This is a genomic window from Pseudoalteromonas sp. Xi13 (assembly GCF_003952205.1).
GTDB classification, from domain to species: Bacteria; Pseudomonadota; Gammaproteobacteria; order Enterobacterales; family Alteromonadaceae; genus Pseudoalteromonas; species Pseudoalteromonas atlantica.
The window spans coordinates 2868364-2889786 of sequence record NZ_CP034439.1 but is presented as its reverse complement, the minus strand read 5'-3'; the positions used below and the strand labels follow the sequence as shown (position 1 = coordinate 2889786).

At 40.9% G+C, this 21423-nt stretch carries 19 protein-coding genes; 14 read left to right on the top strand and 5 right to left on the bottom strand.

Going from position 1 to position 21423, the window contains the following annotated elements; all coding sequences use genetic code 11:
* The first annotated feature begins 95 nt into the window (after nt 1–95).
* From proB to EJ103_RS12945, 5 genes are all read left to right on the top strand, one after another.
* Nucleotides 96–1199: a glutamate 5-kinase gene (proB, locus tag EJ103_RS12965; protein WP_126008018.1), complete on the top strand. Its 1104-nt coding sequence runs from the start codon at nt 96–98 to the stop codon at nt 1197–1199.
* Between the two features lie 367 nt (nt 1200–1566).
* Entirely contained in the window at nt 1567–2541 is a 975-nt protein-coding gene (locus EJ103_RS12960) for a GGDEF domain-containing protein (protein ID WP_024033165.1), read from the top strand.
* A gap of 55 nt (nt 2542–2596) precedes the next feature.
* The gene (locus EJ103_RS12955; protein WP_004586118.1) at nt 2597–2956 is read left to right on the top strand and encodes a glutaredoxin domain-containing protein; all 360 of its coding nucleotides are present in this window, start codon (nt 2597–2599) and stop codon (nt 2954–2956) included.
* A gap of 45 nt (nt 2957–3001) precedes the next feature.
* Entirely contained in the window at nt 3002–4486 is a 1485-nt protein-coding gene (gene gltX / locus EJ103_RS12950) for a glutamate--tRNA ligase (RefSeq protein ID WP_024033164.1), read from the top strand.
* Nucleotides 4487–4647: 161 nt separating this feature from the next.
* The gene (locus EJ103_RS12945) at nt 4648–4947 is read left to right on the top strand and encodes a hypothetical protein (RefSeq protein ID WP_024033163.1); all 300 of its coding nucleotides are present in this window, start codon (nt 4648–4650) and stop codon (nt 4945–4947) included.
* A gap of 4 nt (nt 4948–4951) precedes the next feature.
* On the opposite strand, the gene EJ103_RS12940 is transcribed toward EJ103_RS12945, so the two are convergent.
* A complete protein-coding gene (locus tag EJ103_RS12940; protein WP_126008016.1) occupies nt 4952–5344 on the bottom strand; it encodes a hypothetical protein in 393 nt (130 codons plus the stop codon).
* A gap of 167 nt (nt 5345–5511) precedes the next feature.
* Here EJ103_RS12940 and EJ103_RS12935 point away from each other — a divergent pair, with 167 nt between their 5' ends.
* The 3 genes from EJ103_RS12935 to EJ103_RS12925 all read left to right on the top strand — a co-directional run bounded on the left by EJ103_RS12935 (nt 5512) and on the right by EJ103_RS12925 (nt 8869).
* The gene (locus EJ103_RS12935) at nt 5512–6213 is read left to right on the top strand and encodes a DUF3581 domain-containing protein (protein WP_126008014.1); all 702 of its coding nucleotides are present in this window, start codon (nt 5512–5514) and stop codon (nt 6211–6213) included.
* Between the two features lie 327 nt (nt 6214–6540).
* Nucleotides 6541–7791: a DEAD/DEAH box helicase gene (locus EJ103_RS12930; protein ID WP_004586123.1), complete on the top strand. Its 1251-nt coding sequence runs from the start codon at nt 6541–6543 to the stop codon at nt 7789–7791.
* 55 nt (nt 7792–7846) lie between these two features.
* Nucleotides 7847–8869: a sensor domain-containing diguanylate cyclase gene (locus EJ103_RS12925; RefSeq protein ID WP_126008012.1), complete on the top strand. Its 1023-nt coding sequence runs from the start codon at nt 7847–7849 to the stop codon at nt 8867–8869.
* A gap of 28 nt (nt 8870–8897) precedes the next feature.
* Here EJ103_RS12925 and EJ103_RS12920 read toward each other — a convergent pair whose 3' ends face one another.
* Nucleotides 8898–9854: a hypothetical protein gene (locus EJ103_RS12920; protein ID WP_126008010.1), complete on the bottom strand. Its 957-nt coding sequence runs from the start codon at nt 9852–9854 to the stop codon at nt 8898–8900.
* Between the two features lie 259 nt (nt 9855–10113).
* Here EJ103_RS12920 and EJ103_RS12915 point away from each other — a divergent pair, with 259 nt between their 5' ends.
* The gene (locus EJ103_RS12915) at nt 10114–12993 is read left to right on the top strand and encodes a pitrilysin family protein (RefSeq protein ID WP_126008008.1); all 2880 of its coding nucleotides are present in this window, start codon (nt 10114–10116) and stop codon (nt 12991–12993) included.
* A gap of 87 nt (nt 12994–13080) precedes the next feature.
* Here EJ103_RS12915 and EJ103_RS12910 read toward each other — a convergent pair whose 3' ends face one another.
* Nucleotides 13081–13395 carry a helix-turn-helix transcriptional regulator gene (locus EJ103_RS12910; protein ID WP_054982750.1) on the bottom strand — a complete coding sequence of 105 codons (315 nt, stop codon included), beginning with the start codon at nt 13393–13395 and terminating at the stop codon, nt 13081–13083.
* Nucleotide 13396: 1 nt separating this feature from the next.
* Nucleotides 13397–13804, bottom strand: a complete 408-nt coding sequence (locus EJ103_RS12905; protein ID WP_054982749.1) for a hypothetical protein — start codon at nt 13802–13804, stop codon at nt 13397–13399.
* 296 nt (nt 13805–14100) lie between these two features.
* Between EJ103_RS12905 and EJ103_RS12900 the strand changes: the two genes are divergently transcribed.
* The 3 genes from EJ103_RS12900 to EJ103_RS12890 all read left to right on the top strand — a co-directional run bounded on the left by EJ103_RS12900 (nt 14101) and on the right by EJ103_RS12890 (nt 16696).
* The gene (locus EJ103_RS12900) at nt 14101–15030 is read left to right on the top strand and encodes a diguanylate cyclase (protein ID WP_126008007.1); all 930 of its coding nucleotides are present in this window, start codon (nt 14101–14103) and stop codon (nt 15028–15030) included.
* A gap of 124 nt (nt 15031–15154) precedes the next feature.
* Nucleotides 15155–15973, top strand: a complete 819-nt coding sequence (cysE, locus tag EJ103_RS12895; protein ID WP_004586131.1) for a serine O-acetyltransferase — start codon at nt 15155–15157, stop codon at nt 15971–15973.
* A 42-nt stretch (nt 15974–16015) separates the two neighbouring features.
* On the top strand, nt 16016–16696 hold the full coding sequence (locus EJ103_RS12890; RefSeq protein WP_126008005.1) for a hypothetical protein: 681 nt from the start codon (nt 16016–16018) through the stop codon (nt 16694–16696).
* A gap of 11 nt (nt 16697–16707) precedes the next feature.
* Here the strand turns inward: EJ103_RS12890 and xseA are convergent, their stop codons facing one another.
* Nucleotides 16708–18039: an exodeoxyribonuclease VII large subunit gene (gene xseA / locus EJ103_RS12885; protein WP_055252820.1), complete on the bottom strand. Its 1332-nt coding sequence runs from the start codon at nt 18037–18039 to the stop codon at nt 16708–16710.
* A 146-nt stretch (nt 18040–18185) separates the two neighbouring features.
* Here xseA and guaB point away from each other — a divergent pair, with 146 nt between their 5' ends.
* Entirely contained in the window at nt 18186–19655 is a 1470-nt protein-coding gene (gene guaB, locus EJ103_RS12880; RefSeq protein ID WP_004586134.1) for an IMP dehydrogenase, read from the top strand.
* A gap of 96 nt (nt 19656–19751) precedes the next feature.
* Nucleotides 19752–21329, top strand: a complete 1578-nt coding sequence (gene guaA, locus EJ103_RS12875; RefSeq protein WP_024033152.1) for a glutamine-hydrolyzing GMP synthase — start codon at nt 19752–19754, stop codon at nt 21327–21329.
* The last annotated feature ends 94 nt before the right edge of the window (nt 21330–21423 follow it).

The window sequence follows — 21423 nt, the reverse complement described above, 5'->3', positions numbered from 1 at the left end:
AATTAACGCCGATCCTAGCATGAATAATTTTAACTTGTTCAAAAATACCGAGCTGGTATAAGTTTATTTATCTTTCATTTTAATAGTAAATAATAATGCGTAGGGAACAGGTAATTGTTGTTAAGCTTGGTACAAGTGTACTAACCGGCGGCACCGATAAGTTAGATAAAGCCCATATGGTTGAGCTGGTTCGCCAATGTAGCGAACTTAAAAAGCAAGGCCACCAAGTTATATTAGTATCAAGTGGCGCGGTTGCTGCGGGGCGCGAACAACTTATTAAACCCTGTGGCCGCGGCCTAATAGATAAACAAATGTTGGCAGCCGTTGGGCAAGGCCAGCTTATACATATTTGGCAAAGCTTATTTGCCTTGTATGGCATAAACGTAGGGCAAATGCTGCTTACCCGTGCAGACGTAGATGACCGCGAACGCTATTTAAATGCGCGCGATACCTTAAATGCGTTATTAAGCCACGATGTGGTGCCTATTATTAATGAAAACGACGCGGTAGCAACCGCCGAAATAAAAGTAGGCGATAATGATAATTTATCGGCGCTGGTGGCTATTTTAGCTAATGCCAATAAGCTATTACTGCTTACCGATCAAGAAGGTTTATTTACCAGCGATCCGCGCACAAATACCGATGCAAAACTGATTGACGAAGTCACTCATATAAACGATGAGTTACGCCAACTGGCTGGTGGTAGCGGTACAAGTTTAGGTACCGGCGGTATGGCCACAAAACTACAAGCCGCCGACGTAGCAAGGCGCGCAGGGGTAGAGGTTATTATTGCAAAAGGCGCTGGCAACAACGTTATTTTAAAATGCATGAGTGAGCAATTACCCGGCACGCGGTTTTTAAAACTTACTGCGCCAAAAGATGGTCGTAAAAAATGGCTAATGGCAGGGCCTAAAAGTACCGGCCAAATTATGATTGATAAAGGGGCTATTACGGCGCTACAAAACAAAGGGGCAAGCCTGCTGGCAAAAGGCATAACGAATGCATTTGGCCGTTTTGAGCGGGGCGACTTAATAGATTTAATAGACGCCAACAACCAAGTTATTGCACGAGGGTTAACACGTTTTAACCAGGTTGAAGTAAATAAAATTAAAGGCGCTCACTCAGAGCAAATAGGCGAACTACTCGACTTTGATAGTGGCGCTGTGGTGCTACACAGAGACGACTTAGTTTTGCTTTAGTTTTATTTTAGCTTTTTAAAATAGCGCGCATTGGCTATTAGTATTGCGGCTGGATTTAGGTATTTAAGCAAGGCAGAGCCTATGTTGTGTTTAGAATAACGGGTTGTACAAAAACATAAATACAAAGCATAAATGCAAAGCATAGGCTGTTTTAGGCTCTGCTGTATGTAAGTTATTAAATAATACCGCAGTAGTTATTGAGCTCACTAAGTTACAAAGCTCGCGCTGCGAATTAATAACGCTTAGCTAAAACAAACTTTAATCCACATAGCTCAATGCGACCTAATTCAAAAGTATTGGTTAATTAATTAGCAAAGTTGATGATTTTGTCTAAACTGATTGAAGTTAAAACAGTTTAGGCAAACTAATGAAGGCAAACAATTGCGGGCACGAATGGATAATCAGTCTAACTCAGCAAGAAGAAGAAAGTGATTTAGATGCATCATTAGTGCAGATTATTGGCGACCTACTCGAAGTTGAAAATTTTGCTATTTATATTAATAAGCACTTTAGTGCGCAATTACCGCCTACGCTTATAAACACCCACACCCGCCTTGAAGTATTAGAGTCTAACGAAGCCTTAGCGCTGCTTAATAAAGTAACCCAAAACAAAATAAGAGTAAGCCGCGCCTTAGGTGTAGTAACTACGTATGTGCCAGTGTATTACTTTGGTAAAGTAATTGGCATATTACTCATAGAAACCACAAAAGAGTTAGCGCAAACCACCACAATGCTCGCCGTGCATATTTTAAATATTTATGCCAACCAGCTAGGGCTATTACATAAATCGCGATTAGACCCTTTAACCGAGCTTTTAAATAGACAAACCTTTGATAAAAAAGTGATCGAAATTGTCTCAGGCAAAGGCTTTTTATTACCCCGTGATGATACCAACGAAAAGCGACGATGGTATTTAGCCATTGCAGATATCGATCACTTTAAACGCGTAAACGACAGCTACGGCCATGTAATAGGCGATGAAGTTATTTTACTTGTGGCGCGGCTGTTAAAAAATAACTTTAGGCTAGAAGACTACGTATTTAGGTATGGTGGCGAAGAGTTTGCGGTGTTATTTCAAACCAAAACCGAGGCACAAGCACATATAGCACTTAACCGTTTGCGCTCAAATATTGCTGAGTATCCTTTTCCGCAAGTTGGGCAGCTTACAATTAGTATTGGCTTTTTAGAGCTGGCAAGTATTGATACTGTATCTAGTATCGTAAACCAAGCCGATATGGCGCTGTATCATTCTAAAAATAGCGGCCGTAATAAAGTGACCGCTTATAGCGAGCTTGAGGTAAATGAAGAAGTGACCACCGATAATAGTATTGAGCTTTTTTGATTGTAAATTTGTGCTAAAATCTGGCTCCTTAAATTGTTGTAGGCAGGCACAAAACATGAAATTCGTTCGTTGGTTTTTAGGTTGTATAATTTTATTCTTTAATTTTGTATTTACTCCTCGCAGTAAAAAGCGTGCAAGCGATGTGCAAGCGCAGCTTGATCAGCAAACCTCACAATTTAAACTTTATCAATTTAAAGCATGCCCGTTTTGCGTAAAAGTACGCCGTGCAATTAAGCGCGAAGGCTTAAAAATAGAAACGCGTGATGCAAAAAACAATCAACAATTTCGTCAAGAGCTGTTAGAGCAAGGCGGCAAAATTAAAGTGCCATGCCTTCGTATAGAAAAAAATGGCCAAGTAGAGTGGCTATACGAATCTAACGATATTATTGCTTACTTAAACAAAGTAGCGGCTTAAACGACCCCCTTAATTTTTATCTCACTTATTAAAAGAGACATTATCATGACAATCCGTACTCGTGTTGCCCCATCTCCAACAGGTGACCCGCATCTTGGCACCGCTTATATTGCTTTATTTAACTACTGTTTTGCTAAACAACAAGGCGGCGAGTTTGTGCTTCGTATTGAAGATACAGACCAAGTTCGTAGCACGCCAGAGTCAGAACAAGCGATTATGGATAGCTTACGTTGGTTAGGTCTTGAGTGGGATCATGGCCCTGACGTAGGTGGCGAATTTGGCCCTTACCGTCAATCAGAGCGTAGCGATTTATACAAAAAATACGCACACCAATTAGTTGAGCAAGGTAAAGCATTTTACTGTTTTGCAACCAGCGAAGAGCTTGACCAAATGCGTGAAGAGCAAATGGCAGAAGGTCTGCGCCCTAAATACGACGGCCGTGGCTTAAACCTCACCGAAGATGAAATTAAAGCAAACCTAGCTGCAGGCAAGCCTTACGTTATTCGTATGAAAATACCAAGCGAAGGCACTTTTAAATTTAACGACTACCTACGCGACGAAATTGAGATCCCGTGGGAAAACGTAGACATGCAAGTGCTATTAAAAGCCGATGGTTTCCCTACGTACTTTTTAGCAAACGTAGTGGATGACCACCACATGCAAATAAGCCATATTTTCCGTGGCGAAGAGTGGATTAACTCAGCACCTAAACTATTAAAACTTTATGAAGATTTAGGTTGGGAAGCACCCGTACTAGGGCATTTACCACTACTGCGTAATCCTGATAAATCAAAGCTTTCTAAGCGTAAAAACCCAACTTCTATTAATTACTATAAAGAAATGGGTTACCTACCAGAGGCCGTGCTTAACTACTTAGGCCGTATGGGTTGGTCAATGCCAGATGAGCGTGAAAAATTCACTCTTAACGAGATGATTGAACACTTCGATATGAAGCGTGTATCACTTGGTGGCCCTGTATTTGATGTTGATAAGCTAAGCTGGTTAAACGGCATGTGGATCCGCGAAAACCTAACAGATGAAGAGCTTGTACAGCGCTTTGTTGATTGGAAGTTTAATGGCGAAATGCTAGCTAAAGTATTGCCAGAAGCTAAAACGCGCATAAATACGCTTTCGGACATGGTTGATTTAGCAGGGCATTTTGTAGGCGGCATTCCAACTTACGACCCAGCACTGTTAACGGCGGGCAAAGCTGACGAAAACGTAATACGCCAAGCGCTACAGTTTTTTGTATGGCAGCTTGAAGGTTTGCGTAGTTTTGATAAGCCAGCTATTTTTGCCATTGCAAAAGAAGTTGCTACATTCCACGAGCTTAAAATTAAAGACTTTTTAGAGCCAATATTTGTAGCAATCACTGGTAAAACATCATCTACCTCAGTACTTGATGCAATGGAAATTTTAGGCTCAGACTTATCACGTGCGCGTTTACGTGTAGCGCTTGCTCATTTAGGCATTTCTAAAAAGCAGGCTAAAAATATTGAGCGTGCGTACCGCACATACCCAAGTGCATAATCTTTAGTCATACTTTATAAAAAGCCGAGCTTATTAATTAAGCTCGGCTTTTTTATTTCAGGCTGTTTGGCTATATGTCATCGCGTTTTGATATTGTTTAGCGCAAGCCGTGGCGCTTTAGCAAATGCTATAATGCTGCATGTAAATTTAAAGGAGGCAGCATGATTGCACCTGTAAAAAACAAAGCTTTATTTAGCAGTAATGCCTTTTCAATAAACCTAGTTACTTACCCTACACATCACAGTGTGATGAACCATATAGATCCAGTACAGCAAGGGCGCTACTACAAACTTAATTTTGTACTAGTAAAACCTAAAGCTGGTGGGGTTTTTAAATGCTCAAAATGCATTATTAATTGGTTTAACCGCGTATATTTATTTAGACCCGACAAATACGAGCATAGCGTTTCTAAAATTGAGTCGGGAAAGCGCGTACTACTAAGCTTTGCGCTTAATATATAATTTATTAATAGTCGTAGGCCTGTCCGCTGCATAAAACAGACAGGTCACAATACGATACAGAGATTTCGCTACAAGAATTTATAGTAAAGGCGTTACCGCCTCTGCGCATTGCATCTGCTTTAAGTAAATCTATAGCATTTGATTTTAAGCGATTGTAGCTTATATTATTGTCGCCTCTACCGTCGCCATTGCAGCTTTCGCCTTCTATTCGCCCTAAAAGTGTGGCGCCACTTTCGTGTGCTTCTTGGTCGCTATAAAACTGTTGTAAATCTCGTTTTTTAACGTACGTACCAATTTCCTCAGATAAAACATCGTTATCTATATCGGTATGAAAAGTCACGCTAGAACATCCAGCCAAAGTAGTGAGTACGCTTATTGCTGCAAAAACACGTAACATAATAATTAGTCCCTTATTTAGTTTGGTACCTAAATTACTAACTAAAACAGGTGTGTGCAACATTTACTCTTAAGTTAATTGTATGAATTTGTAAGTGATTCGACCTCTCTTTAAATTTTTTCTGGTAGTATGGGCAGGTTATAAGCAGTTTAAGCAGTGAACAATCTATGTTAAGTCCTTACTTTCAGCAGCATGCTGATTATGTTTCTATCTCTCGTGAGCAAGGGTGTCGTTTCGCAAAGTGCGTTGCCGATGATTACAACCCACTTCATGATAAAGATGCCAAAAAGTTTTGCGCGCCAGGAGACTTACTTTTTTCTTTAGTGTTAGACCGCTACGGTATAAGTGAGCGAATGGAATTTACCTTTGCCGGTATGGTTGACGAAAACACCAAACTTAACTTCCCAGAAGGGGATGATGAGTTTAATGTAACCAACGGCGACAAAGTAATTTTAAAAGTAAAACGCGAAGGTAAAACCAGCAAATGCCCAACACTTACAAATAGCTTAATAAAAAACTATGTTGAGTTTTCTGGTGCTGCATTTCCGCACGTAATTATTCCGCTAATGGGTAAGCAAGATGTAATGATTAACCCAGCGCGCCCTATGGTTATTTACGAGTCGATGATCATTAACCTTGATAACATTAATATTCAAGCACCAACCCTTGAGTTTGCTGAGCCAAGTTTTGAGTACACGGGTAAGCGCGGCAAAATTACCTTGCGCTTTAATTTACTAGAAAACGGCGAAAAAGTGGGTTTTGGTGAAAAGCACATGGTGGTGTCGGGTATTCGTGAATACTGCCAAGCAACGGTCGATGACTTAATCGCATTTTATAATGAGCGAAAAGCCACCTTAAAACCGGTTTAAAACGTTATTAAATTATAATACCAATCCGCAATAATACTTAATCATTTTTAGGGGCTAAAAGTGTTGCTGTCTGCGTTAAAAAATTCTCATTTAGAACAACTAAATAGCGAATTTTTTGCCTAGCTATCAACACGTTTATCTGTCCTCAAAATAGATCACTTAATTAAGCGGATTGGTATAAAAAAGGCGCTAAATACATTGTTATTTAGCGCCTTTTTTATTGGTGTAGGAAATACAACTAAGCTCAATACTTTTCTGAGCTGGTTAATTTACGCAGTACCGTAATATGCGTACAATAGCGCTCTTTGTTATTTTAAAGCTAAGCCTATGTCTGCCACATCGTTCTCATCTCTTAAACTCGATTCGTTATTACTAACCGCAATTGAGCAAAATAATTACACCACGCCTACCGCAATTCAGGTTAAAACTATTCCGCACATATTAGCGGGCAGCGATGTAATGGGCAGCGCGCAAACAGGCACAGGTAAAACAGCCGCCTTTGTATTACCACTACTACATAAGCTTTTAAATACACCAAAAAAAGATGAGCCAGGCATAGCCCGAGTGGTTATTTTAACGCCCACGCGTGAGCTTGCTCAGCAAGTGTTCGCAAGCTTTGAAAAATACGCCCAAGGCACAAATATTCAAGGCGCTTTAGCGTATGGCGGTGCAAGTATTGGCCCGCAAATTAAAGCGCTTAAAACGGCGCAAGTGATAGTCGCAACGCCTGGGCGTTTACTTGATCATATTGTTAAAGGCAGTGTGGTGCTTTCAAGTGTTGATTCGTTAGTATTTGATGAAGCCGACCGCATGCTGGATATGGGCTTTATTGATGAAATAAAACGTATTTTGCGCCACATTCCGGGCGATCGCCAAACCTTATTGTTCTCAGCCACATTCGATGACAGCGTGTTTGAGCTGAGTAAAAAACTACTTAAAAACCCCGAGCTAATTGAAGTTGATAAACGCAACTCTGCTGCTGTAGAGGTTGAACAAGTTATTTACGCAGTTGATGAAGAGCGAAAGCGCGAGCTTGTATCACACATGATTGGCATGAAAAATTGGCGCCAAGTACTTATATTTACACGCACCAAACAAATGGCCGATAAACTTGCCAAAGAAATGTGTAAAGACGGCTTAAAAACTGAGTCTATCCATGGCGATAAATCTCAAGGTGCACGCGACCGTGCATTACAAAACTTTAAAGAAGGCACAACGCGGGTTTTAGTTGCCACCGATGTAGCTGCCCGCGGTTTAGATATTCCGGCGCTTAAATACGTAATAAACTTTGAGCTACCTTACATAGCAGAAGATTACGTACACCGAATTGGTCGTACGGGGCGCGCTGGCGAGCAAGGCCTTGCCATGTCGCTGGTAAGTATTGACGAGCAGTGGTTACTGGAAGAAATTGAAGTACTACTGGATACCCGCTTAGCACCACAATGGCTAGAAGGTTACGAGCCTGATTTAAACAAGCCCCCTAAAGATAACCGTAAAAACACCAACAAAGCGCGTAAAGATCGCGATAAAAAGCGCATTACCGGGCAAAGAGCACCAAGTAAACGCCGCAGAAAGTAGCCTTAAACATATTTATTTGGCTATACTAAGGCCACTAAATAGCTGAGGTATAGTTATGTTTGAAACAGATCAATGGGCGTTTTCTGGTGTCGATGGCCAAATATCATTACATAAATGGCAAAAAACCATTGATCTTATTACGGGGCTTTTTTCGGCCCCCTCTGGTTATATAGTTCAGGCTACTAGTAAAGGTTATCGTGTAGTTATTAGAGCTAATGAAGGTGGCTCACACTTTGAAACCAACCCTATACTCCCTCCCGAAACTCCCTTATTTTGTAAATATGTAGCCGAAAACAACAACACTTTGTATGTTAGCGATACCCGCAGCAATACGCAGTGGAATACCATGCCCGAGGTTATTGAAGATGGCGTTGAATCCTACCTTGGCTTGCCAATTCACTGGCCTGAAGGTGAAGTATTTGGCACCTTGTGTTTAAAAGATTCAAAAAAAACCAGTTACACCGATGAATATTTTGAGCTAATAGAGCAGCTTCGTGATTTAATTGAAGACGATTTAGCGCTTATTTATAGCTTTGAGCAAATGCGCGAAATAGCCATGCTCGACCCGCTTACCAATATTTATAATCGCCGTGCACTTAGCTTACTTGCCCAACACAAACTTAATTTAGCGCTGCGTTTAGGTTTTGATGTGTGTTGCTTGTTTATTGATATAAACGACTTTAAAAAACTAAACGACACTTATGGCCATGAAATAGGCGATCAAGCGTTAATCCTCTTAGCAAATACCTTAAAAACGCATTTAAGAGAGGCCGATATAGTAGGGCGTTTAGGCGGCGATGAATTTGTAGCAGTAATGCAAATTAGTGATAGAAGTAAGCTTAGCCATATTATTGATAAAATAAAAATTGAGTATAAAAACGCACTATTAGAAAACAACGTATGCGCGCTGACACTCAGCATAGGCGAAAGTTTTACTAATAAACAAAAGCAACCCTTTGATACGTTATTAAATTTGGCCGATCACCAAATGTATAAAAATAAACAAGCGTATAAATTGGCTAAAAAGCATAATAAAAGCAATACACTTAAATATAGCAACAAAAAAGCAAGCCATTAGGCTTGCTATAAAGGGTGTGAATAAGGCTTTAAGCGATTTGTTTTTCGGCTAGGTTTAATTCCATAGTGGCTTTCAATAAACGGTATAAGTTTATTGATGCGTCAATTTCTTCTTTACGGTTTGTTAAGCTTTCAATATTTAAGCCTAGTGGCACATCAAGGTGCGCACAGCTTTTGAGTATTAGGTCGAGATTTTCTCGGCAAATACGTACAGATTCACTTAAGGTATTGTCTGCATCAAGCATGCGCCATTTAGTGGCCTCTGGCACTGAGATCCCCAACCATTGCATAAACTCTAAGGTTTTATCGCCACCGCATGGCGTAAACGTTAAAATAATCCGTTTCGGTGTAATACCTTGTGCTTTACAGGTGCGCGCGTAACTTGTTATTAGCTCTATAGTTGCTTGCGCGTCGTAAACCGCTTGCGATATAAAAAACTGACAACTTTGTGCTGTTTTTTCTATAAGGCGTTCGTGCTCATTTCGCTTACTTGAATGTCGCTCAGCAATGGTAACGCCCCCTAAAAAGAAGTCATCACTTTGCTCTGCAAGCGTTTTATAGGCATCTGGCAAGCTTAGTTTTATATCACCTACCGATGAGGGGCTACCCACTAAAACGACATTTTTTAAATCGTAGTCGTTTTTAGTTTCATCCAACCAGCCTTTAAACTCCTCTACACCACGCTGTGCCACACTTTTGTAAGTAATGACATCTGGAGCAGATAAATTACGTAGTAAGTGGCTGTATTCACGTGGGTCTACAGTTTGTTTAAAAGGAAATGGTCGTGCTTTATCTGTACGGCTACTTTCATCTTGAATGTCGTAAATTATCACGCCGTCGTATTCAATTTCGTGTAAGCGAGCAAGTAGTTTTTCTGCAATGATTTTTAGTTGCGCTTTATCAGTACCAATTTTAGGCGGAGTAGTACCAATAAGATAAACACCTTGATTTGTGTCTTCTATTTTTTCTTGTAGTGATAAAGCCATAATCCTCATTCCAGCTTAGTCCAATGTATGTAATTTAATATATCAGCCATTTAGACGTCTAGATAGATTTATTTAGTGAAAGTTTTTCAATCAACTTGAGCTTTTTTCATACTTAAATGTTTTTAAAATAGGGAATTGACACAGTTGTTTACATTATAAATAGCCGATGGGCTCTTATATTTAGTGGCTTTGGGGCATAATCTAAGCGAGTTAGTATTAAACCTAATAACAAATTTGCTCAATTTAAAAAGGGACAAGAATGAAATTTAAATTACTAGCAACAAGCTTAGCGGTATCGCTGGCACTAACAGGCTGCGCAACACAGCAAAGCGAAAACACCCAAACGGCACAACAACAGCAAACAACAAAAGCTGACGAACGTGTATTTTCGCAAGAGTACTTAATCGAAGAGCTTGATAACGGCTTACGCGTAATGGTTGTTAAAACTGATTACCCCGATGTAGTCTCGCTGCAAATTCCGGTATCGGTTGGCTCGCGTAATGAAGTAAAAGCAGGTAAAACCGGTTTTGCTCACTTTTTTGAGCACATGATGTTTAAAGGCTCTAAAAAATTTCCGCAAGACGAATACACTGCCATATTTAAAAATGCAGGGGTCGATAACCGTGCTTATACCACTAACGATTACACAAACTACCATTTAAACTTTTCAAAGCAGCATCTTGATAAAGTACTTGAAATTGAAGCCGATATTTTTCAAAACTTAACCTACACCGAAGAGCAATTTAGAACCGAAGCGCTAACGGTTAAAGGGGAATATTTAAAAAATAACGCCAGCCCAATTCGTAAGTTATTGAGCGCAGTACGCGAAGAAGCGTTTGATACGCACACTTATAAACATACCACCATGGGCTTTTTTGAAGATATAGAAGCCATGCCAGATCAAATGGCGTACGGTAAAGAATTTTTTGATAAGTTTTATAAGCCTGAATATGTATCGCTTGTAATTGTGGGCGATGTAGAGCCAGAAGAAACAATGGCTATGGTTAAAAAGCATTGGGGTGGTTGGGAAAAAGGCGATTACGTTGCCGATATTAAAGCTGAGCCAAAGCAGCAAGCACCTAAATATGTACATGAGAAAAACGAAGGTTTGCCTGGTCATTGGTTGCTTGTATCTTACAAAGGGGCTGCATGGGAGCCTGCTAAAAAAGACAGAGCCGCACTTGATTTAATTTCACAGCTTTATTTTTCTAATAACTCCGATTTATACCAAGAGCTAGTTGTTGATAAACAAATAGCGAGTCAAATGTTTACCTACAATCCAGAGACAAAAGATCCTGGCTTACTGCATGTGTTTGTAAAAGTAGAAAACGAAGATGATTTAGCAAAAGCACGCGATGCTATTAACCGCACTTATGCAAAAGCACGTACCGAACTTGTTGATGAGCAAAAACTAAGTGATTTAAAGTCTAACCTTAAATACAGCTTTATTAACGGCTTAGACTCATCGCAAGCGATTGCATCAACCCTTGCAAGTTATATGCATTTTGAGCGCGACCCAGAGGTTATTAACCAGCTTTATAAATCGGCCGACAACATCACAGCACAAGATATTAAAGCTGTGGCTAATAAGTATTTTGTCGATGACGCGCGTACTACCGTAACTATGTCTGCACTTGATAAAGCGCCAGGGTTTGAGCAAGAAACAAGCTTAAACGCATTAGTCGCTAAGCGTGATAAAGCGCCAGAGGCACCCGTATTTAAAGTGCTTGATAAAACGAATAGCTCGCCGCTGATTGATGTAAACTTTTTATTCAATACAGGGGCTGCTGCAGACCCGCAAGGTAAAAAAGGGGTTGCTGCGCTCACAGCCGCTATGCTTGCTCAAGGTGGCTCGCAAAGTACGAGTTACAAAGACATACAAAAAGCGCTTTATCCGCTTGCTGGCAGCTTTGGTTATCAAATAGATAAAGAAATGCTGTCATTCCAAGGGCGTATTCATAAAGATAACGCTGCTACATGGTATGCGCTTGTAAGCGATCAATTACTTAACCCAGGTTTTAGAGATGATGACTTTAAGCGCCTTAAAAAAGAAATGATCGACGGTATTAAATCGGGCTTAAAAGCCTCTAATGATGAAGAGCTAGGTAAAGAAGTGCTTTACAGCACACTTTACAAAGGCCACCCATACGAAAGCTACAATTACGGTGATATTTCGGATTTAGAAGCACTAACGCTTGATGATGTAAAAGCATTTTACAACACAGAGCTTACCCAATCTAAACTAACACTGGGTTTAATTGGCGCTGTGCCAAAAGCGCTTAAAACCGAAATCATGAGCGACTTAGCAACCTTACCTAAAGGCGAGCAAAGCCGTTTAAGTATTCCTGATGCGCCAGAGCTTAAAGGTCACCATGCCACGATTGTAGAAAAGTCGGCGCAATCTACTGCGGTATCGTTTGGTTTCCCAATTGATACTATTCGTAGTAGTGAAGATTGGACAGCCCTTTGGCTGGTGCGTTCGTACTTTGGTGAGCACCGTAGTTCTAACTCATACTTGTATGAGCGAATTCGTCAAACACGTGGTATGAACTACGGCGATTACGCCTACATTGAGTACTTCCCACGTGGCATGTTTCAAACTAAGCCTGATGCAAACTTAGGACGCTCTGAGCAAATATTCCAAATTTGGTTACGCCCGCTGCGCTCTAATAACGATGCACACTTTGCAACACGTACCGCGTTGTTTGAGCTGGATAAGCTTATTAAAAATGGCTTAACCGAAAAAGACTTTGAAGCAACACGTAACTTTTTAATTAACTACGTACCGCAGCTTGTCGCAAGTCAAAACCGCCAATTAGGTTATGCACTTGATAGTGAATTTTATAACACAGAGTCGTTTGTAAAATACGTGACAAGTAAACTTGAAAAGCTAACGCTTGCTGATGTTAATCGCGTGATTAAAGATAATCTGCAAACAGATAACGTACAGTACGTGTTTATTACCGGTGACGGCGAAGACATGAAAAAACGTTTAGTGTCAGAGCAAACATCGCCAATGGTTTACAACACAGAAAAACCAGCAGCGCTTGTTGCTGAGGATAAAGTCATTGCCGATTATAAATTAGCTATTCCAGCTAACAACATTGAAGTAATGGCTGTTGAAAAAGTGTTTCAGTAATTAATCTCTTTTTCTAACATATAAAAAATGCCCCAGTGCTTATAGCTTGGGGCATTTTTATTTAATTAGTGCTATTAAAACGTAATATTAGTTAGTCGCTAAAAGCACTGAGCCTGCGCCTAGAGCAAAGCTTATTAAGGAGCTAATAACCACTCCCGCTAAAAAGCTTTTAGTTGGCGTACTTTTAACGTCATTATTTATAGGCTCATCAAGTTTAATTAGCTCGCCTTGGCGTACTTCAAGTACCGCGCAAAGCGCCATAGTGGTTTCTTTAGAAGCGGCGCCTTCTTTTTCTACCCGTTGAATGGTCCGCAAACTTACATCGCAGGCATCTGCGAGCTGTTGCTGCGTCCAATCTAACTTACTTCTAAGCGATTTAACTGTTGTAGGATTTAATTGCACGTTAAAGCTTCCCTACAAATAGCTCAACAATAGTTGCCGTTGTATAGCCAAACACCGCCCCACCTAATGTACAGCCAGCAAGAAAAAATGCTGCCTTTTTAGGATCGTCTGAAAGACTACTTTGAACTTGTTTGGCTATCACACTGCTATTTTTATAAAGAGTGCACTCCAGACGTCCTGTAAGTATATTAAGCATGTCAAATTTTACTTGGTACTGTGAGCCCTCAAAAGCAAAAGAGTGTGTGCTTGCACAGTAGATATTTCGTTTTTTACTGAATAGGTCATCGTTTACAAATACTTCTTCTTTACCAGTGAAGTAGCTTCCAAAACAGGCTATTTGATTGTCACCATCTTGAAAGTAAAATTTATAACCAAGCTTTTTTGTATTCAATATATCGTTTTTCATCATCGTTATCCTTGTTGAGTTGATGATGCTAATTTAGCGTTTGTTTTTATTTTTTACGCCGTCAGTAGTATTCCAGTAGCTAGTTTGGCATATGACAGTAACCCTGTCATGCTGCTTTAGTATCTGATTTTTAATGTAAAAGTAAAATTTTTATATTTTTTATAGAGTATTTAGCTGTCATACGGAGTATTACTTCACATTAATAAATTATGCAAATAGCGTGAAGTAAAGTAACAATATTGTGTTAAAGAATTGTTATTGATTATACTGATTAACAACAAAGCTAAAATGGAAAGCTCGTGATTGACGATAAAGCGTTTTTTAAGTTGGTACTAGATACCACGCCCGACCAAGTAGTGGTTATTAATTCTAACGGCGACATAGTTTATATAAACCGAAGCTGGCAAAACTTTGGTGAGCAAAACGACTGTGCTTGCTGTGATATGTGGGAGCAGCAAAATTACTTAGCAGAGTGTGAAAAAGCTGCTAAAAAAGGAGATAGCTTTGGTTTAAAGGCATTTAACGGCATTAAATCAGTTATTTCGGGGGCTAATGACGACTTCTATTTAGAATATCCATGCCATAGTGAAGATGAAAAACGTTGGTTTATGATGCGAGTAGTGTCGTTTAGCCATACAGATAAAGCGTATTACGCTATTAGCCATCAAAATATTACCGAGCGTAAACTGGCTGAAGAGCAAGTACAAAAACTTGCCGCTATTGATGGCTTAACTGATATTGCTAACCGAGGCTTTTTTGATACCTTTTTAGAGCAAGAATGGAATCGTTGTCAGCGTTTAGGTATGCCGCTTTCGTTGGCTATTATTGATATAGATGATTTTAAATTACTCAATGATACTTACGGCCACCAACAAGGCGATACATGCTTAAAAAGGGTGGCAAAAGTACTCAATGAATTTACTAAACGCCCAGGTGATTTATGTGCCCGTTTTGGTGGTGAAGAGTTTGTATTAGTGTATGGAAATACAAACTCAGATCAGGCCTTGTTAGTATTGAACGATATTTTAGAAAAATTAAAACAGTTAAACATTGAAAATAAACATTCATTACCCAGCCAAACCCTTACAGTGAGTGTAGGCCTCACTACTATTACACCCAGTAGTGACTTTACCTGTGCGTATTTAATCAAAGAAGCAGACGATTTACTTTATAAAGCAAAAGATAAAGGAAAAGATGCTTTGTGTGTGAGTGATTTAGCACTCATATAATTTTTTTACTCTTAGTTATACCTAATAACCAGAACAAATAACTAAGGCGTTAACACCTTAGGCTTTAAATCCGTTAAACTTAGGAAAAGGCTCTTTTTATATCAATTTAAGGCAGTGTAGTATTATGCGTCATGAAATTTGGCAACAGCTTCGTAGTGAAGCTAATGAAGTTGTAACTCGCGAACCACTTTTAGCAAGTCATGTGTATTCATGCATTTTAAATCATGAGTGTTTAGGTTCGGCGTTAAGCTTTATTGTTGCTAATAAGTTGGCAGATGCTGTTGTATCGGCTTTTACAATACGTGAGTTGTTTGACCAAGCGTTTGTAAAGTGCGACCGTATGCTTACCTATGTGGCCGAAGATATTAAAGCCGTTAAAGACAGAGACCCAGCAGCCGAAACCTACCTTACGGTTATTTTAAACTTAAAAGGGTTTCATGCTATTCAAGCGCATCGTTTAGCTAACTGCTTGTGGCAGCAAAACCGTAAAGAGCTTGCTCGTTTTATTCAAAGCCGAACCTCAGAAGTATTTGGGGTTGATATTCACCCTGCGTGTCAGGTTGGTAAAGGGATAATGTTTGACCACGCCACCGGTATTGTTATTGGTGAAACGGCGGTAATTGAAGATAACGTATCAATACTGCAATCGGTAACGCTTGGTGGTACGGGTAACGAGCAGGGCGACCGTCATCCTAAAATTAGAGCCGGTGTGCTTATTGGTGCAGGCGCTAAAGTGCTGGGTAATATTGAAGTAGGCGAGGGCGCACGTATTGGCGCAGGTTCAGTTGTTTTAACTGCGGTACCGCCACATACCACCGCTGTAGGCGTACCGGCTAAAATTATTGGCAGACCGGATTGCCCGTGTCCGGCGCAAAGTATGAACCAAAACTTTTTAACCACTCCAGAGCCTGAAAACGAATCACACACCAGCGCCATGCTGTAATAGCAGCCTGTATAAATAAAAATAATTTTAAAAGGAATTAAAATGAACAAAAATAGCTTATTAACACTAGGGATAGGATTTATTGCGGGTGTAGGTTTAACGTGGAGCTACTTTAATTTATCTTCAAGTGACGCAAACCCCGCAAAGTTACAACATGCTGATACAAAGCAGCAGGCACCTTTTGTTCAGCCAGTTAAAAGCAGTGAAGCAACAGCAAAGCGTGTTGTACCCGCTGCCCCTGAGCAAAGCGCTCGTATAGAGCAAAAAGATAATCCCCCTAAACCAGATCCACAACCGCTAGATGAGCTTCCTTTAGAAGAGCAAGTATCGCAGCTTAAACAGCAATTAGCAGCGCAAAAAGCCTTGATGAAAAACGCGGCGCAGCAGCTGCGTGACCCCTCTGATGCGCAAGCCGTTTTGCAAGCGCAATTTGATGAGCAAATACGTAATGAAGAGTGGGCTTATCAAACAGAAATAGCTTTACAAGATTTTTTACTTACCTCTGATCTAAGCTCTATCCCAGAGATTGTTAGTGCAGCGTGTAAAACCACCGTATGTAAATTTGAACTTGCTGCACCTACTGATAACGACTCGTTTGATCATACCCAATGGCGAGAGCTAAACGATAAGTTAATGAAGCAAGAGTTTTGGTTGCAATTTAAAAGAACAACCTCAACGTCAAGCGACACCGAACTAACCTTACTAATGGCCACAGAGCTTTAACTGAAAGAGCTTTACAACACCGTTGATTTTATAGCGCCATCGGCCAGCTCTGTAATTAGCACGTCACCCGTTTTAATGTGATCTACCGATTTAACCACTTTGCCTTGCGGGGTTTTGGTTATGCTGTAACCGCGCGCTAAAACATTAAGTGGGCTTACCGAGTCAAGCCTACTCGCTTGCAGCGCTAAGCTATTTTGCGCGTGTTGCAACTTGTGCTGCATTGCTTGCTCAAGCCGAGTTTGTATCTGCATAAGCTGATGGCTGGCCTGTGATAGCTTTTTATCAGGCGATTGACGCATTAAACGCGGGGTTAAATTATTAAGCGTGCGCTCTTGTTGGTAAAGGCGATTGCGCATGCCTTGTTGTAAGGCAATAGTTAACTCATCTAATCGCTGCGCTTTTTGATTAAGTTGATTGCGCGGATGACACAAGTTAAGCCGATGCTGTAACTGTGTTGCTAGTGCGCGCTTATCGGCCATATCGTGTTTAAAGGCATTATTTAACCGGTTAATGAGCTCAATAACCTTACTATGTAGCTCTTGCGTGTTAGGGCTGACAAGCTCAGCGGCTGCTGAAGGCGTTGCTGCGCGTACATCGGCTACGTAGTCACTGATGGTTGTGTCTATTTCGTGGCCTACCGCACTGACTATGGGTAATTCACTTTGATAAATAGCACGCGCAAGCTGCTCATGGTTAAAGCACCATAAATCTTCTAACGAGCCACCGCCTCGCCCTACAATAAGTACGTCGACCTCATTGCGTGCATTGGCTAACTGTATTTGGTTAATTAAGTGCACATGGGCTTCTTTGCCTTGCACCATGGCTGGGTAAATAATGACTTCTAATTGCGGTGCGCGGCGTTTAAGTACGGTTAAAATATCTTTTATAGCAGCGCCCGTTGCTGAGGTTATTACACCTACACGGTTTATATTTTGCGGCAGTGGTTTTTTATAGGCCGAACTAAACAAGCCCTCTGCGGCTAGGCGCATTTTTAATGCATCAAACTCTTGCTTAAGCTGGCCTTCACCGGCAGGTTCCATATGCTCAACAATAAGCTGATAATCACCGCGTGGTTCGTAAAGTGAAACACGGGCTCTTACTGTTACTTGTGCGCCATTTTCGGGGCGGTAACTTTGAGAGCGGTTATTACCGCGCCACATAGCCGCTTTAATTTGTGCTTTTTCATCTTTTAACGAAAAGTACCAGTGCCCAGAAGCAGGGGTAATAAAGTTAGAAATTTCGCCTGTTAAAATTAGCGATGCAAAGCCCTGCTCAAGAACTGTACGAATCTCTCTGTTAAGGCGCGATACGGTGTAAACCGTTTGCGAAGGCTTCGAAAACATAAAAAACAACCTAAAACTATTATGAGGCAAGTTATAAGGCAAGTTTATCATAAATATTTGCGAAATATTATTTACGAATGCCCACAACGCTGTTAAAATTTGGCCGCAATTCCTTATCTTAGATCCACATGTGAGAAGTTGCCAAAATGCTTAGAATCGCTAAAGAAGCTCTTACCTTTGATGACGTACTTTTAGTACCTGGTCATTCTACTGTTTTGCCACACACGGCAAATATTTCAACTCGCTTAACGCGTGGTATCAAACTTAACTTGCCGCTTATTTCAGCATCTATGGATACTGTTACAGAAGCTCGTTTAGCTATTGCCCTCGCGCAGGAAGGTGGTCTTGGTTTTATCCATAAAAACATGACCATTGAAGAACAAGCGAGAAACGTACGTAAAGTTAAAACCTACGAAGCAGGTATTGTGTCATTCCCTGTTACTGTGTCTGCCGATTTAACCATTGCAGATGCGACGCTTCTTTCGCAAGAAAAAGGGTTCTCGGGATTCCCGGTTACTGATAGCGAAAATAACCTACTAGGTATTGTTACTGGTCGTGACATGCGTTTTGAAACGAAACTTGAACAGCCTGTTTCTAGCGTTATGACTAAAAAAGACAAACTGGTAACGGTTCAAGAAGGCGCATCGCGCGAAGAAATTTTAGGTTTAATGCACGAACACCGCATTGAAAAAATCTTAGTGGTTGATGATGCGTTTAAACTAAAAGGCATGATCACCGTAAAAGATTACCAAAAAGCGCAAGACAAACCACATGCATGTAAAGACGAGCTAGGTCGTTTACGTGTAGGTGCTGCAGTTGGTGTTGGCGCAGGTACTGATGAGCGAATTGCTGCATTAGTAGAGGCGGGTGTTGATGTTTTACTTATCGATACTTCACACGGCCACTCACAAGGTGTTATTGACCGTGTTTCTCAAACTCGTGAAACTTACCCAGATTTACAAATTATTGCCGGTAACGTTGCTACAGCCGAAGGCGCAATTGCCCTTGCAGATGCAGGTGTGGATGCGGTTAAAGTAGGTATTGGCCCAGGTTCAATTTGTACTACGCGTATTGTTACAGGTTGTGGTGTGCCACAAATTACGGCTATTTCTGATGCGGTAGATGGCTTACAAGGGCGTGACATTCCAGTTATTGCTGATGGCGGTATTCGTTTTTCTGGCGATATTGTTAAAGCATTGGTTGCGGGTGCATCGTGTGTAATGGTGGGCTCAATGCTTGCTGGTACAGAAGAAGCGCCAGGCGAAGTTGAACTTTACCAAGGCCGTTACTACAAATCTTACCGTGGTATGGGCTCATTAGGTGCGATGGATCAAAAAGAAGGTTCGTCGGATCGTTACTTCCAAAAATCTAACCAAGCTGACAAATTAGTACCTGAAGGTATTGAAGGTCGCGTCGCTTATAAAGGCCCAATTGCAACGATTATTCATCAGCAAGTGGGTGGCCTTCGTAGCGCAATGGGATTAACGGGTTGTGCCACCATTGAAGAGCTTAATACAAAACCGCAGTTTGTACGTGTTACATCTGCAGGTATGGGTGAGTCGCACGTTCACGATGTGCAAATTACCAAAGAAGCGCCTAACTACCGCTTAGGTTAAACAACACGTTTAAATTACGGGGCTGGAATTACCAGCCCTCTTTTATAGCCACTAAGCAAATTAGTGGAATCTAGCATCTACTTTACGAGATCCTTCATGAGCAAAGATATTCACGATTCACGAATTCTAATTTTAGATTTTGGTTCGCAATACACTCAATTAATCGCGCGTCGTATCCGCGAAATTGGCGTTTACTGTGAGCTGTGGGCATGGGATGTGACCGAAGAGCAAATTCGCGAATTTAATCCACAAGGTATTATTTTATCTGGTGGCCCTGAGTCAACCACACTAGAGAACAGCCCGCGTGCACCTGAATACGTGTTTAACGCTGGCGTGCCAGTGCTGGGTATTTGTTACGGCATGCAAACCATGGCAGCTCAACTTGGCGGCAGTGTACACAGCTCAGATAAAAAAGAGTTTGGTTATGCACAAGTAGAAAAAGTGGGTAACTGTGCATTATTCGATGCAATTGAAGATCATATTACCGATGGCGGCAACGGCGTTTTAGACGTGTGGATGAGCCACGGCGACAAAGTAATGGAAGTGCCGGCAAGCTTTAGCACCACAGCTAAAACACCAACGTGTCCGCATGCTGCTATGTCTAACGAAGAAAAACGTTTTTACGGCGTACAATTTCACCCAGAAGTAACGCACACTCATCAAGGGCAACGTTTATTAGAGCGTTTTGCAATTGATATTTGTGGATGTGAAAAGCTATGGACACCTGCCAAAATTATTGATGATGCTATTGAGCGCATTAAAGAAACCGTTGGCGATGATGAAGTTATTTTAGGCTTATCAGGAGGTGTTGATTCATCTGTTGTAGCAATGCTGATTCACCGTGCAATTGGCGAAAACCTAACATGTGTATTTGTTGATAATGGCTTACTTCGCTTAAACGAAGGTCAGCAAGTTATGGACATGTTTGGCAATAAATTTGGCTTAAACATTGTTAAAGTAGACGCTGAGGAGCAATTTTTAGCTGACCTTGCGGGCAAATCAGATCCAGAAGAAAAACGTAAAGCCATTGGCCATACGTTTATTAATGTATTTGATGAGCAAGCTAAAAAGCTTAAAAATGCGAAGTGGTTAGGTCAAGGGACTATTTACCCAGACGTAATAGAATCAGCCGCTTCAGCGACAGGTAAAGCACACGTAATTAAATCTCACCACAACGTGGGCGGCTTACCAGATGACATGAAAATGGGCTTAGTTGAGCCATTACGTGAATTATTTAAAGATGAAGTACGTAAAATTGGCTTAGAGCTTGGTTTACCGTACGACATGCTTTACCGCCACCCATTCCCAGGGCCTGGTTTAGGTGTACGTGTACTTGGCGAAATTAAAAAAGAGTACTGTGATTTACTACGCCGTGCTGATGCTATCTTTATTGAAGAGCTACACAAAGCTGAGCTTTATCATAAAGTAAGCCAAGCGTTTACTGTATTCTTACCTGTTAAGTCGGTAGGGGTTATGGGCGATGCTCGTAAATATGATTGGGTTGTATCACTGCGTTGTGTTGAAACTATCGACTTTATGACAGCGCGTTGGTCACATTTACCGTATGAGTTTTTAGGTGTGGTTTCTAACCGTATCATTAACGAAATTGACGGTATTTCACGTGTTGTTTACGATATTTCTGGTAAACCACCGGCCACTATTGAGTGGGAATAACACCCGTTTTACTAATGGTTAATGCCTTTTAGATAGCAAACATAGTTTTGTTATTTAAATAATAAAAAGTCCGCTTACACGGACTTTTTTTATG